Source organism: Micromonospora sp. LOL_013 (genome assembly GCF_048060315.1).
Lineage (GTDB): Bacteria > Actinomycetota > Actinomycetes > Mycobacteriales > Micromonosporaceae > Micromonospora_E.
The window spans coordinates 16,444-29,552 of sequence record NZ_JBHMIQ010000009.1; the positions used below are offsets into that span (position 1 = coordinate 16,444).

Annotated in this window: 14 protein-coding genes; 11 read left to right on the forward strand and 3 right to left on the reverse strand. The window is 71.4% G+C overall.

Features of this window, described 5'->3' with window-relative positions:
- The first annotated feature begins 62 nt into the window (after positions 1–62).
- Both ACFHWS_RS08045 and ACFHWS_RS08050 read left to right on the forward strand, forming a co-directional pair.
- A complete protein-coding gene (locus ACFHWS_RS08045) occupies positions 63–515 on the forward strand; it encodes a hypothetical protein (RefSeq protein ID WP_416552068.1) in 453 nt (150 codons plus the stop codon).
- 52 nt (positions 516–567) lie between these two features.
- Positions 568–2,250 carry a serine/threonine-protein kinase gene (locus ACFHWS_RS08050; RefSeq protein ID WP_416552067.1) on the forward strand — a complete coding sequence of 561 codons (1,683 nt, stop codon included), beginning with the start codon at positions 568–570 and terminating at the stop codon, positions 2,248–2,250.
- Between the two features lie 291 nt (positions 2,251–2,541).
- Here the strand turns inward: ACFHWS_RS08050 and ACFHWS_RS08055 are convergent, their stop codons facing one another.
- Positions 2,542–2,802, reverse strand: coding sequence for a hypothetical protein (locus ACFHWS_RS08055; RefSeq protein ID WP_416552066.1), 261 nt, complete (start codon positions 2,800–2,802; stop codon positions 2,542–2,544).
- Between ACFHWS_RS08055 and ACFHWS_RS08060 the strand changes: the two genes are divergently transcribed.
- The 3 genes from ACFHWS_RS08060 to ACFHWS_RS08070 all read left to right on the forward strand — a co-directional run bounded on the left by ACFHWS_RS08060 (position 2,792) and on the right by ACFHWS_RS08070 (position 5,282).
- Positions 2,792–3,139, forward strand: a complete 348-nt coding sequence (locus tag ACFHWS_RS08060; RefSeq protein WP_416552065.1) for a hypothetical protein — start codon at positions 2,792–2,794, stop codon at positions 3,137–3,139. The two genes, ACFHWS_RS08055 and ACFHWS_RS08060, sit on opposite strands and share 11 nt — an antisense overlap.
- Positions 3,140–3,288: 149 nt before the next feature.
- A complete protein-coding gene (locus tag ACFHWS_RS08065; protein WP_416567922.1) occupies positions 3,289–4,239 on the forward strand; it encodes a transporter substrate-binding domain-containing protein in 951 nt (316 codons plus the stop codon).
- Positions 4,236–5,282, forward strand: coding sequence for a hypothetical protein (locus tag ACFHWS_RS08070; protein WP_416552063.1), 1,047 nt, complete (start codon positions 4,236–4,238; stop codon positions 5,280–5,282). Before ACFHWS_RS08065 ends, ACFHWS_RS08070 begins: the two co-directional genes overlap by 4 nt.
- 62 nt (positions 5,283–5,344) lie before the next feature.
- On the opposite strand, the gene ACFHWS_RS08075 is transcribed toward ACFHWS_RS08070, so the two are convergent.
- The gene (locus tag ACFHWS_RS08075) at positions 5,345–6,022 is read right to left on the reverse strand and encodes a Crp/Fnr family transcriptional regulator (RefSeq protein WP_123603854.1); all 678 of its coding nucleotides are present in this window, start codon (positions 6,020–6,022) and stop codon (positions 5,345–5,347) included.
- A gap of 218 nt (positions 6,023–6,240) precedes the next feature.
- Here ACFHWS_RS08075 and ACFHWS_RS08080 point away from each other — a divergent pair, with 218 nt between their 5' ends.
- The 6 genes from ACFHWS_RS08080 (at position 6,241) to ACFHWS_RS08105 (ending at position 11,748) form a co-directional block, all read left to right on the forward strand.
- The gene (locus tag ACFHWS_RS08080) at positions 6,241–6,972 is read left to right on the forward strand and encodes an adenosylcobinamide amidohydrolase (protein ID WP_416567923.1); all 732 of its coding nucleotides are present in this window, start codon (positions 6,241–6,243) and stop codon (positions 6,970–6,972) included.
- 76 nt (positions 6,973–7,048) lie between these two features.
- Positions 7,049–8,158 carry a CapA family protein gene (locus tag ACFHWS_RS08085; RefSeq protein ID WP_416552103.1) on the forward strand — a complete coding sequence of 370 codons (1,110 nt, stop codon included), beginning with the start codon at positions 7,049–7,051 and terminating at the stop codon, positions 8,156–8,158.
- Between the two features lie 86 nt (positions 8,159–8,244).
- Positions 8,245–9,036, forward strand: a complete 792-nt coding sequence (gene nth / locus ACFHWS_RS08090; RefSeq protein WP_416552102.1) for an endonuclease III — start codon at positions 8,245–8,247, stop codon at positions 9,034–9,036.
- Positions 9,033–9,755 carry a TlpA family protein disulfide reductase gene (locus ACFHWS_RS08095; protein WP_416567924.1) on the forward strand — a complete coding sequence of 241 codons (723 nt, stop codon included), beginning with the start codon at positions 9,033–9,035 and terminating at the stop codon, positions 9,753–9,755. The genes nth and ACFHWS_RS08095 overlap by 4 nt, the downstream gene beginning before the upstream one ends.
- 8 nt (positions 9,756–9,763) lie before the next feature.
- Positions 9,764–10,507, forward strand: a complete 744-nt coding sequence (locus ACFHWS_RS08100; protein ID WP_416552101.1) for an NUDIX hydrolase — start codon at positions 9,764–9,766, stop codon at positions 10,505–10,507.
- Between the two features lie 62 nt (positions 10,508–10,569).
- Positions 10,570–11,748 (forward strand): MarP family serine protease, encoded by a 1,179-nt coding sequence (locus ACFHWS_RS08105; RefSeq protein WP_416552060.1) that lies wholly within the window; start codon positions 10,570–10,572, stop codon positions 11,746–11,748.
- Here ACFHWS_RS08105 and mycP read toward each other — a convergent pair.
- Entirely contained in the window at positions 11,669–13,072 is a 1,404-nt protein-coding gene (mycP, locus tag ACFHWS_RS08110) for a type VII secretion-associated serine protease mycosin (RefSeq protein WP_416567959.1), read from the reverse strand. The two genes, ACFHWS_RS08105 and mycP, sit on opposite strands and share 80 nt — an antisense overlap.
- Positions 13,073–13,109: the final 37 nt, after the last annotated feature.

Below are 13,109 nucleotides of genomic sequence, written 5' to 3' on the forward strand. Positions count from 1 at the left end.
GCGCTCGCTAGCCTGACCCCACTGTGCTCCACCGTGGGCGTACTGTGGCCGGAGGAAACCCGATGAAGCTGCCCCGTTCGGTATCCGGGTGGACCGTCGCCGTGTTCGGGGCGATGGCCCTGCTGCTGGGCGCGGTCGGCCTGGCTCAGCCCGATGTCCTGTTCGTACTGCTCGGCTTCGACACACTGCCCACCGGGGAGCGGGCGGCCGGCGACTACACCCGTACGTTCATGGCAGCGTCGTCGATGGCCTCGTTCAACATGGGCGTCTACTACCTGCTGGCGGCGGTCACCGACTGGCGGCCGTTCTTTCTGTTCTCGGTGATCTTTCGGCTGGTCACCACGGTGGTGTTCACCGTGGTCGTGGTAGCCGAGGTGGCTCCGGTGCGGTTCGTCGGGGTGGCGGCCTGGGAAGGGCTGGGCGCGGTGGTGACCGGAGTGGCGTTGCTGACCGAACGTCGCCGCCGGGTGGGCGTACTGTCGCCCGGCACCGGCCGGTCGGCTGGCGACGGCTGACCCGGGCCCGGGGTCGCCCCGGCTGTCCGGAGTCTTGGGTACCGTTTACCGTGTGAACGACAGACTGCCGAGCGCGCTGCCGTTCCCCACAGTGCCTGGACTGTCAGATTTGTCGGTCTTTGCCAGAGGCGGCTACGCTACCGTCTACCGTGCGGTCCAGGAGTCGGTCGGCCGGGAGGTCGCCGTCAAGGTGGAGAACCGGGCTCTGGACAACGAGCGGGACCAGCGCCGGTTCATGCGGGAGGCGCGTGCCGCCGGGCGGATGTCGTCGCATCCGCACGTGGTGGACCTCTTCGACGTCGGCGTCACCGGGGATCTCCATCCGTACCTGATCATGGAGATGTGCGACGGCTCGTACGCCGACCGGATGCGCACCTCCCCGCTGGACGCCTTCGAGGCCCGTGACGTCGGGGTCAAGATCGCTGACGCGCTCGCCGACGCCCACCATCTCGGCGTCCTGCACCGCGACGTCAAACCGGCCAACATCCTCTACTCCCGGTTCAATGAGCCGGCCCTGGCCGACTTCGGCCTGGCCGTGCTGGTCGAGCACCGCGATGCCTCGGTCACCCTGGAGGTGCTGACCCCGGCGTACGCGCCACCCGAGTCGTTCCAGCACCGTCCGCCGTCGGCCGCCGCCGACGTCTACGCGCTCTGCGCCACCCTGTACGCCATCATGCGCGGCAAGCCGCCCCGCTGGGACGACGAGCGCAACCCGAGCCTGGTGGCTCTCCTGGAGATGTTCGACCGGCCGCTGCCGGACCTGCCCGGGGTCAACCCGGCGCTCACCGACGTACTGCGCCAGGGAATGGCGAACGATCCCGCCGCCCGACCTCCGGCGGTCGTGCTGCGGGACATGCTGGCGGCGGTGCCGCTCGGTCAGCACTGGAGCCCGGCCGCCCCGCACCGGCCGCCGTTCTCGATCGCCCCGGTCTCCGGCGGGCCACCGACCGGGTCGAGTAGCTGGGCCGACCCGACGACCCCGGTGCCGTCCCGGCCGGAGCGCAACGCGTCCTGGAGCGTCCCGGTGCCGCCCCCGCCGGAGCCGGGTCAGGTGCCCGGGCAACGCCCCGGCCCGCCGCCGTCGGCTGCCGATCCGCCCGACCCGCCGGTCGGCCGACCGGGTACCTCGCCCGACAACGCCGTCCGTTCCTGGCTGCGGACCCTTGCCGGCGGGCTCGGCCTGCTGGTACTGCTCGCGATGACCAGCCTGGGTACCTGGATCGTGGCCAAGGGCTCCGGTCCCAGCACGTTTCCCCCGATCACCGGAGCCGACCAGCGGACGACCGGTGCGGTGGCCAGTGAGAGCCCTGCCAGCGACCCCACCGGCGGCGGTCCGGCGGGCGCGGCGCTGCCGAACTGCCACCTGACGCTGCGACCGGAGCTGCGCTGTCCGGACGATCTCGAATGCTTCAACGGCCGGGTGTCGAACTCTCCGCGTACCCTGACCGCGACCGCCTGCACCGGCCGGCACACCTGGGAGACGTTCGCGGTCGGTGAGCTGCCGACCCGGTTGCGGGCTGCCGACCATGCCGCGATCCGGTCCGACCCGGCCGTCGTCGAGGCCTGCGGGGCGGAGAGCTTCCGGCTGTTCACCCTGCGGATGGACGCCAACGACTGGCAGTACACGGTGCTGCTGCCGGAACCGGCGGACCTCGCCGCCGGTGACCACCAGTACCGGTGCCTGGCGGGCAAGGGGCCCGGTCAACTGTTCGGTCCGACCCTGGCCGCCCGGTAACTGGCATTTGGCGCAAGTCTCGGCTGTCCGACTACCCGGGTGGTTAGCCTGACCTGGCAGTTGCGCAACCGCCGAGCGGCCGAGGTGACCGATGGAGCAGCCGGAAACGGGGCGGCCGTCCCGGCTCAGCCGGAGTCGACGACGATCGTCGCGGCGCTGGAGCAGGTTCGGCCGCACGAGTTCACCGTCCGTCGGTACGCCGACCGCGACGCGGCGGTGCAGGCCATCCGACACCGCGAGGTGTACGGCGCCGTAGTGCTGAACCCGGCCGGGCAGACCACGGCCGCCCGGCTACCGGTCACCGACGTCGTACCGCTCTCCCCGCACGACGAACGGGGTGCCGGGCTCAGCGCGTTCTTCTTTCCGCTGCTGCTCGGCGGTCTCAAAGGTGGCATCTTCATCGCGATCGGCATCCAGGGCACCGCCCGCCGGCTGCTCACCCTGGCGGTCTTCGCCATGATCGCCGGTACGGCGGTCGCGGTGGTCGGCCAGTACGCGTTCCGGATCCTTTCCGCTCAACGCGGCCGCGAGCGGGTTGACCGTGGCAGCCATCGCGGCAACGGTGATCGGCCTGCGCAACCTGTTCGGGCTGCACGGCGTCGGCGTCGGCACCGTGTTGATCATGCTGGTCGGCAGTCCGATCTCCGCCGCCACGCTGCCGGTCGAATTCCTGCCCCGGCCGTGGGGCGCCATCGGCCAGTTCTTTCCGCCCGGGGCGTCCGTCTCGTTGATCCGCTGCATCTCGTACTTCCCGGAAGCGCCGACCCTGCCGCAGTGGTTCGTGCTCTGCGGCTGGACGTTGGTCGGCTGCCTGCTCGCGCTGCTGACCCGCAACCGGCCGTCGGCCCGGACCCGGTCGACCACCCCGCCGAGCACGAAGATCGCCTGAACCGACCGGCATGAAGATCGCCTGATCTCGCGTGGCGCAACTCGACGGGGTCAGATCTAGCCGGCAGCCACTACTCTAAAACAGAGCCGGCAATGTGGACGGCTGTCCGAGACGTAACCGATCCTGACTGTCGCAGTCGCGAGGTTGCCATGGCTGACAGATCCACCAGGTTCCGCACATACATCAACCACCGCACCCGGCAGACGATGACCACAATAGCCGTTGCTTCGACCCTGGTCCTGGTCGCTCTCGTCGCGTGCGAGGACAACCAGCCGCCGGACCGGCCAACTGTGCGGGATCTCCGGGAGGCCTCGACCATCAGCGAGCGGACCGAGTTGCATATCGGCGTCAATGTCGACATCCCGCTTATGTCCTACCGGCGAAACAACGCGTACCACGGCTTCGACATCGAGATTGCCCGCTACATCGCCGACTCCCTCGGCTTCGGCGACCAGAGCATCAGGTGGGTGCCACTGGACACCGAGGACCGAATCGAAAAGTTGCGCAGCGGCGAGGTCGACATCGTGGTGGCCAGCTTCTCCATCACCGAGGAACGTGAGAAGCGGGTCGGGTTCGCCGGCCCGTACCTGATCACCACACCTGAGGTGCTCGTCGCCACCGAGTACATCAACGAGATCACCACGATCACCGATCTGAACAGTGCGGAGTACACCGTCTGCGTCGCTGGCGGCTCCACCACCGAGGCGATGCTCAGGGAACGCGGGATCCCGCACCAGCAGGCCGACAACCCGGCCGCCTGCCGGGACGGCATCCTGGCCGGCGATTTCCAGGCGATGGTCTCCGATGAGACCATCCTCGCCGGACTCCGTTCGGAGAACCCCGACGAACTCGCCATCGTCGACATGCCGTTCGGCGTCGAGGAAGAACTGGGCATCGGGGTGCCGGTCGAGGACGAGAACCTTCGTGACCTGGTCAGCTACTTTCTGGACAAGAGCTACCAGCGGGACCAGCGGGACGAGGCGAACGCCTGGGAGACGGCGTACAACAACCACTTGGGCCAGTGGCTCGGCGAGGCCAGTCAGCCCCGGCCGGACGGCGCACCCGATCTGGTGGACCACGACGACAAGAACCGGCGGTGACCGCCGCGGAACGCCCGGTCGACGAGGCGGATCGGCGGAACCGGGCGGCGCAGCAGTTCTGGAGCGTGGTGGTCGGCGCCCCGGCGATCATCTCGGTGCTCCGGCTGGTCGTGGAGGCCGGCGGCGAGCTGCAGACCACCCTGCTGCTGGCCGCCAACGTCAACCCGGTGAACCTGGTCGCCGCCTTTGTCAGCACCGCGAGCCGGGTGGTTTCGGGTGCGATGGTGGCCCTCTTCGCGATCAGCGCGGTGCTGACCGTCAGCGTCGACAACGACCAGCGGCGGTGGGCCCGCCCGAAACCGCCGTTGCTGGTCCGCTGGATGCGAGTGGTGCCCGTCTGGTTCCTGATCGTTACCCTGCTGGTCGCGGTGGTGACCTGGAAAATCCTCTATCTGCCGCTGCTGCTGCCGGCGATCGCGGCCACCGCCCAACTGCTGACCCGTACGGTGGACGAGCGCCGCACGGCCGAGGACCCGCCGGACGACCGCCGGACGACCCGACTGACCCTGTTCGCCCTGCTGCTACTCGGCTACTACGGTCTGCTCGCGCCGACCCTGGTCGAGGCCGCGACCACCGGGGAGTGGTTCGTGGTGCTGATCCTGGCCGTGCCGCCGCTGCTGGCCCTCGTGGTGACCGGCCCGGTGTTGCCCGGCACGGTGCACCTGCTGGTCGCGTCCGGTCAACTCACCGTCATGATCGCGCTGGCCTGGACGTCGTACTCGGTGGCCACCGCGCCGGTGCTGCCCAGCACAGTGACCACCATCGAGGTGCCAGGCGGGGAGACCGAGCACATCCGGGGCAGCGTGATCGCGGTCGACGACGCGAGCGTGGCCATTCTGCAGGAACAGGGCGGTGTCCGGTACGTGCCGACCGACGACGTGGAGGCGCAGGTGCTCTGCCCGAGCGAGGCGGATCTAGCGCGCTACCGCCTCTGGGTGCACGGGTTCCACATTGAGGACTCGCTGCTTCAGGCGTTGGGACGGGAGGTCCGACCGGTCACCCCGGTGGATGCGGTCTGCCGGGCGACCGCCTCGGTGCGGTGAGCCAGCCGTTGCCCGATCAGGGTCGGATCTGCCGCCGGTCTCCGGGCAGATCCGCCGCCGGGTCACACCCGGGCGCGCCGGGCGAGCCGCTCGGGGTCGAGGATGATGATGCTCTTGCCGTCGAGCCGCAGCCAACCCCGGGAGGCGAAGTCGGCCAGCGCCTTGTTGACCGTTTCCCGGGACGCCCCGACCAGCTGGGCGATCTCCTCCTGGGTTAGATCGTGGGTCACCCGCAGCACCCCACCGTCGCGGGTGCCGAACCGGCCGGCCATCTGCAGCAGGTTCTTGGCGACCCGTCCCGGTACGTCGGTGAAGATGAGGTCGGCGAGGGCGTCGTTGGTCCGGCGCAGCCGTCGGGCAAGCACCCGCAGCAGCTGCTCGGCGATCTCCGGCCGATTGTTCAGCCAGGGCCGCAGCGCCTGCTTGCGCAGCCGGGCGAGGCGGGTGTCGGTGACGGCGGTCGCGGTGGCGGTACGCGGCCCGGGGTCGAACAGTGACAACTCGCCGACCATGTCCGACGGGCCCATCACGGCGATCAGGTTCTGCCGCCCGTCGGCCGCCCGTCGGCCGACCTTGATCTTGCCGGTGAGCACGATGTACAGGCTGTCACCCGGCTCACCCTCGTTGAAGACGACCTCGCCCTTGCGGGCCTCGATCGTCTCCATCTCCTTGGCGAGTGCCTCGGCGGCCTCCGGGTCCACGCCCTGGAAGATCCCGCTACGAGCCAGCACCTCGTCCATCGCGCACCTCCGCCTGCGCGGCGTCCGTTCCCCGGCACCCCAGCCGTGACCAGCCGCGCGCAGTCAGTCTAGGTGCACTCCGCCCCTGGCCGGATGCGCACCCTCCGAATCTTGATCCAGGAGCGTAACCCAACAGGGTGGATCCGTCGTTAATATGCGACACCAAGCGCGCCGACCGGTCACCGCCGTGCGGCCGGCGGACGCCGTATCGTCGACCGGTGTCTCCCGACGTCGCCCGACCATGGTTCACCACCCGGACCGAGGACGGTCGGACCCTGCCGTACGCCTGCTGGGCGCTCACCGAGCCGCTACTGGCCATCAGTTCCGCCCCGCTCGGCGGCGGGATCGGGCTGCGCTGGTGGGTGATCAACGCGACCGTGCCGATGTCGTACCACCGTGACGACCCCGACACCCATCTCGTCGATCTGGCCGAGCAGGCGGACCTGCGCGGACCCGGTGTCGGCCTGCTCACCGGGGTGGACGTGCGTCGGATGGTGACCCGCGACGAGGCCGGCGTGCAGGTGTGGGCGACCGTCGGGCTCGGCACCCCGGTGCTGGCCGCCGCACCGAGCGCCGCCGGCCCCTCACCGCCGCTGGCCGGGACGATCAACATCGTGGCGGCGCTTCCGGTACGGCTCGGTGAGGCCGCCCTGGTGAACGCGGTCGCCACCATCACCGAGGCGAAGACCCAGGCGCTGGTCGAGCTCGGATTGCGGGCCACCGGCACGGCGACCGACGCGGTGGTGGTGCTCTGCCCGCCCGACGGGCCGGAGCAGCGGTACGGCGGTCCCCGGTCGACGTGGGGCGCGCGGCTCGCCCGGGTGGCGCACGCGGCGGTACGCGGCGGCACTTCCCGGCATGGTGGCGTGGCGGATTCGCAAAGACGGCAGATCGGACACAGCGACGAACCGGCCGGACGGTTGTCGTCGCCGGGGACCCCCGGCCGGTAGGCTCACGCCAGTGAGTGACGCCCAGCGTGCCGCCCGGGGGCGCCGGCGGCAGGAGCCCGCCGCAGGCCGACCCGTCCTGTCGATCGTCGTGCTGACCGCCGTTCTGCTCGGTGCCGTGCTGGTCGGAGTCGTAGCGCTCGGCGGGATCAACCGGTCCGGATCCGAACCACAGTGGCAGTCGGCCGCGTCGCCGACCGCCGCTACGTCGCCGGAGCCGCAGGAGGTCTCGATGTCGGCTACCGGCGACATCGTGCTCGGCAACGCGCCCAACCGGCTGCCGCCCGACGACGGTGCCGGCTTTTTCGACTCGGTGACCGAGGCCCTCGCCGCCGACCTGGTGATGGGTAACCTGGAGGAGCCGTTGACGGTCGACACCGGCACCGGCAAGTGCGCCCCGGGCGCCGCCCAGTGCCACCAGTTCCGGGCCCCACCCGAGTACGCGGCCCACCTGCGTGACGCCGGGTTCATGCTGCTCAACCAGGCCAACAACCACGGGTACGACTACGGCGAGGCCGGATACCGCAACACCCAGCAGACGCTGGAGGAGCACGGTATGCGGCACACCGGCGCGCTCGACCAGATCACCGTGCTGGACGTCGAGGGGATCAGCGTCGCGGTGGCCGGCTTTTCCTCGTACTCCCCGCCGAACAACAGTCTGATCAACCTGGACGCTGCGGCGGAGGTGGTCCGGCGCGCCGACGAGCAGGCTGACCTGGTCGTCGTGCAGGTCCACATGGGTGCCGAGGGAGCGGAGATGACTCGGGTCACCCCGGGCACCGAGCTGTTCGCCGGAGAGAACCGCGGCGATCCGATGGCCTTCGGGCGGGCGATGATCGACGCCGGGGCTGACCTGATCGTCGGCCACGGCCCGCACGTGCTGCGCGGCATGGAGTTCTACCAGGGCCGGCTGATCGCGTACAGCCTCGGCAACTTCGCCGGTGGCGGCGGCACGTTGAACAACAACGGCCGGCTGGGTTGGGGCGGGGTGCTGAAGGTGACCCTCGACCCGGACGGCGACTGGGTCGACGGTGAGTTCGTCGCCACCTACATGAACGGCGACGGGCTGCCCGTCGTCGACGAGCAACGCCGCGGGCTCGACCTGGTCCGGGAGCTGAGCGGATCGGATTTTGCGCAGACCGGCGCCCAGTTCGACGACGACGGCACCATCTCACCACCGTCTGACTGACCCGCCGACGTAGGCTGGCCGGTGTGACACCGCCAGCCCCCCGTGCCGCGACCGCCCCGGCCGCGGGCACCGGAACCGCAGCCACCGTGCCCGTGGCGGCCCGGGCCGTGCGCACCGAGACCGACCTGGGGCGCAAACGTCGTGCCCGGCGGATGGCGCGACTGCTGGCGCAGATCCATCCGGACGCGCACTGCGAGCTCGACCACGACGGTCCGCTGCAGTTGGCGGTCGCCACCATTCTGTCCGCGCAGTGCACCGACAAGCGGGTCAACGAGGTCACCCCGAAGCTGTTCGCCCGCTACCCGACGGCCGCCGACTACGCCGCCGCCGACCGAGCCGAGCTGGAGGAGCTGATCCGGCCGACCGGCTTCTTCCGCAACAAGGCCGGCTCGCTGATCCGGCTCGGTCAGGCCTTGACCGAGCGGTACGCGGGCGCGGTACCGCGCCGTCTGCCGCAGCTGGTCGAGCTGCCCGGGATCGGCCGCAAGACCGCGAACGTCATCCTCGGTAACGCGTTCGAGGTCCCTGGCATCACCGTCGACACGCACTTTCAACGGCTGGTCCGCCGCTGGGCGTGGACCGATGAGTCCGATCCGGTGAAGATCGAACACGCGGTCGGCGCGTTGATCGAGCGCCGGTACTGGACGATGCTGTCCCACCGGGTGATCTTCCACGGCCGACGGGTCTGCCACGCCCGTAGACCGGCCTGCGGCGCGTGTACGCTCGCCCCGCTCTGCCCGGCGTACGGCACCGGTCCGACCGCTCCCGCCGAGGCGGTGAAGCTGCTCAAGGGCCCCCGCGCGAAGGAGCTGGCCGAGCAGGCCGGAATCCCCGCCGACCTGGTGCCGGAGGCGACCGTCACAGCAGAGGTGCCATGAGCGCCGGCCGTCCGTCGGGGCCCGGCCGTCAACCCGGACCTCGCCGTCGGCTGGGGCTTGGCCGTCGGCTGGGGCTTGGCCGCTGGCTCGGGCCGGGGTCCTGGTTCGCCGCCGCCCTGGTGCCGTTGCTGCTGGTGGCGTCCGGTTGCACCACCGACCCGGGTGCCGCGGCGGGCGACGCTGCCAAAGCGTCCGGTCCGGTCCCGTTCGCCGACTGCGCCGGCCTGACCGCGCCGCCCGCTGCGGCGGCCGTCGCCGCGCCGCAACCGTCGACCGACGTCGGTACGCCGGGCGGCGGCACCCCGCTGCCCGATGTCAGCCTGGCCTGCTTCGCCGACGGGACGGTCATAGACGTCGCGGCGGTACGCGGACCCGCCGTGATCAACTTCTGGGGCTCCTGGTGCCAGCCCTGCCGGGAGGAGCTGCCGGCGCTGCAACGCCTCGCCGACCGTACCGTCGGGCAGCTGCACCTGATCGGCGTCAACACCTACGACGACCGGGACCCCGCCGTCGCCGTCGCGGAGGATCTGGGGCTGCGGTTCCCGAGCCTGGTCGACCGGGACCGGAAGCTGCTGCTGGCGGTCGAGCGGGTCGGCCTGCCGCTGACCCTGTTCGTCGACGCAGACGGAGAGATCCGGCGGACCTACGAGGGCACCGTCGACGACGCCACGCTCGCCGACCTGGTCGAGCGCGAGTTGGGCCTGACGGTGGTCCCGTGACCGACCCCCTGTCCTCCGAACCGTTGCCGGCCTGGTGGCAGCCGTTGCTCACCCGGGTACGCTCCGCCCGTACCGCCGATTTCACCCGGTTGGCGACCCCGGCCCGGGGTGGTCGGCCGAGCGCGGTGCTGGTCCTGCTCGGCGAGCATCGGCCGGGTGAGCCCGACGTGCTGCTGCTGCAGCGGGCCGCGACCATGCGCAACCACGCCGGGCAGCCCGCGTTCCCGGGTGGCGCGGCCGACCCGGACGACCGGGACGCGCGGGCGACCGCGTTACGGGAGGCCGAGGAGGAGGTCGGGCTGGACCCGGGCAGCGTCACCGTGCTCGCCCAACTGCCCCGGCTGTGGATCCCGGTGAGCGGCTTCGTGGTCACCCCGGTGCTCGGCTGGTGGCATCGGCCACATCCGGTGCACCCCCGACAACCGGAAGAAGTGGCACATGTCACTCGGTTGCCGGTCGATGAGCTGGTGGATCCGGACAACCGACTCCAGGTACGCCACCCGAGCGGCTGGGTGTCACCAGCCTTCCAGGTGCGCGGCATGCTGGTCTGGGGATTCACCGCCGGGGTGCTGTCCGCACTGCTGGACATGGCCGGCTGGGCCGGTGCCTGGCCGACGGGTCGGATCATCGACCTGCCGCCCGAGCCGTCGTCCGGCGGCGATCCGTCGGCCGCCGGTCTGCCCGACACGCTCGGTGACCGGGCCGGCGGCGATGCGGCAACTGTGGACGGCTCCGCCGGCCTGCCGGGCTGACCGCCGGCCGCCACGTCCGTCTGCCGGCCGGGCCGCTCGCCCGGTGCCCGTAGTCTTGACGGGTGTCCGCCGTCGATGTCGTGCTGCTGCTGCTCATGTTGGTATTCGCGATCAGCGGTTACCGCCAGGGATTCCTGATCGGGGTGCTGTCCTTCGCCGGGTTCATCGGCGGCGCACTGGTCGGTCTGCAGCTTGGGCCGCTGCTGGCTGAACAGTTCGTCGACACTGTGGCCCGGGTCGTGGTGTCACTGGTCGCGGTGTTCGGCCTCGCCGTCCTCGGCCAGGCACTGGCCGGCTGGGCCGGCTCCCGGCTGCGGCACGCCATCACCAGCCCGGTGGGGCGCCGGGCCGACGACCTGGGCGGGGCGGCGATCTCGCTGGTGGCGGTGCTGCTCGTGGCCTGGCTGGTCGCGGTGCCGCTGGGCTCCTCCGCGATGCCCGGCCTGGCCGGGGCGGTACGCAACAGCGCCCTGCTCAACGGCATCGACCGGGTGATGCCACCGCAGGCGCAGGCGTTGTCCAACGCGCTGCGGGACACGGTCGACACCCGGGGCTTCCCGAACGTCTTCGGCGGGCTCACCCCGACCCGGGTCCGCGAGGTACCGGCCCCGGACCCGGCGCTGGCCGGTTCCGAGGTGGTGGCGAACGCCCAGCGGTCGGTGGTCAAGGTGCTCGGCTCCGCGCCCCGCTGCTCCCGCCGGATCGAAGGCTCCGGGTTCGTCTACGCCGAGGACCGGGTGATGACCAACGCGCACGTGGTCGCCGGTACGCAGACCGTGGCGGTGGAGGTTCTGGGCGAGCGGCACAACGGCCGAGTGACGGTCTACGACCCGGAGCGCGACCTGGCGGTCATCTACGTGCCGAACCTGCCGGCTCCGGTGATGCCGTTCGCCGACCGTCCGGCCCCGTCCGGTGCCGACGCGATCGTGCTCGGCTTCCCGCTGGACGGGCCGTACGACGCACAGTCCGCCCGGGTCCGCGACGTCGGACCGATCACCGGCCCGAACATCTATGACGACGGTGAGGTCCTCCGCGAGGTCTACACGATCCGCGCGCTGGTCCGGTCCGGCAACTCCGGAGGGCCGCTGGTCGCGGCCAACGGACTCGTCCTCGGGGTGATCTTCGCGGCGGCGGCGGACGACCCGAACACCGGATTCGCGGTCACCGCCGAGGAGGCGTCGGCGGCGGCGGTTCTGGGAGTACGGAGTACCCGCCGGACCGCCACCGGGGAGTGTGCCTGACGTCGCTGCGGGCAGCAGCCGTCGCCATCCGCATCCGCCGGGCCAGCCAGGTGCCGATTACGGCCGTGACCAGCAGCAGCAGCAGACCACTGCTGAGCAGCCCTTGGCCGCCGCCTGCACTGCGCTGTCCGCTGATCGGCCCGATCGCCCACCCGGCACCTTGGTCGCCGGTGTCCTGACCGCCCATCCGGGTCGAGCCGCCGGCCAACGTCGGCGCTGCGGACTCCAGACCGGGAGCCGGGCCGAAGCCGACCACACCCGGGGTCCGGTTGTCGTCGAGCGGATTGCGCGGCACCGCGTCGACCCCGTCGGTCAGCGCGGCTACCGGATCGACCAGGCCGAAGCCGTAGCGGTCGTCCCGGCCCGGCGCGCCCAGATCACGGGCGGTCTCGATGAGCCGGGTGACCACCGTGCCCGCCGACATCTCCGGGAACCGGGAGCGGACCAGTGCTGCGGTCGCGGCCACCAGCGGCGCGGCGAAACTGGTGCCCTGCACCTGCCAGTAGCCGTCAGGTCGGGCGCCGACCAGCCCGGTGGCGGGTGCGGCGAGGACCGTCTCCGGTCCGGTGATCGAACCGGACCACAGTTGTTCGCCGCCCCGGTCCATCCCGGCGACGGCGACGACGCCTGGCTCCCGGGCCGGGTACCAGACCCGCGACGTGCCGTTGGCCGATACGTTGCCGGTGCAGGCGACCACGACGACGTCGCTGGCGAACGCGTAGTCCAGCGCGGCGGCCAGCGCCGGGCTGTCGCCGCTGCCGCCCAGCGACAGGTTGATCACCCGGGCCCCGTTGTCGACCGCCCAGCGGACCGCCTTGGCGACGACCAGCGCGTCGTCGTAGCGGTTCTCCTCGTCGAGCACCCGAACCGGCAGAATCCGGGCGTCCGGGGCGAGTCCGAGCACCCCGTCCTCGTCGTCGTCACGGCCGGCGATCAGCGCGGCGACGGTGGTGCCGTGCCCGACCGGGTCGGACCAGCCGTCACCGTCGTCGACGAAGTCGATCCCGGGTAGTACCTGGCCGGCGAGGTCGATGTGGCTGGCGTCCACCCCGGAGTCGATCACGGCGACGGTGATCCCGGCGCCGGTGGCGTACTGCCAGGCGGTGGTCGCCGACAACTCCCGCAACTGCCACTGTTCGTCCCGGATCGGGTCGTACCGGGTGGGAAGCGCGGCGCTCGCCGCCGCTGCGGAGCCCGTGCCGGTGCGTCCCGGCTCTGGCCCGGGCGGCGCGGCCGGACCGCTGACGGCGGTCACCAGGACCAGCACCGCCCCGACGAGCCAACGGGCGGCGCTGCGTGGATGGTGCGGCAACGACGTCACAATCTGGCCTTCTCACCCCAGCAGACACTTGCTGCACGGA

Coding starts and splice junctions, on each gene's coding strand:
- ACFHWS_RS08045 (WP_416552068.1), top strand. CDS start 63: ATGAAGCTGCCCCGTTCGGTATCCGGGTGGACCGTCGCCGTGTTCGGG.
- ACFHWS_RS08055 (WP_416552066.1), bottom strand. CDS start 2,802: ATGGCTGCCACGGTCAACCCGCTCGCGGCCGCGTTGAGCGGAAAGGAT.
- ACFHWS_RS08065 (WP_416567922.1), top strand. CDS start 3,289: ATGGCTGACAGATCCACCAGGTTCCGCACATACATCAACCACCGCACC.
- ACFHWS_RS08075 (WP_123603854.1), bottom strand. CDS start 6,022: ATGGACGAGGTGCTGGCTCGTAGCGGGATCTTCCAGGGCGTGGACCCG.
- ACFHWS_RS08095 (WP_416567924.1), top strand. CDS start 9,033: ATGAGCGCCGGCCGTCCGTCGGGGCCCGGCCGTCAACCCGGACCTCGC.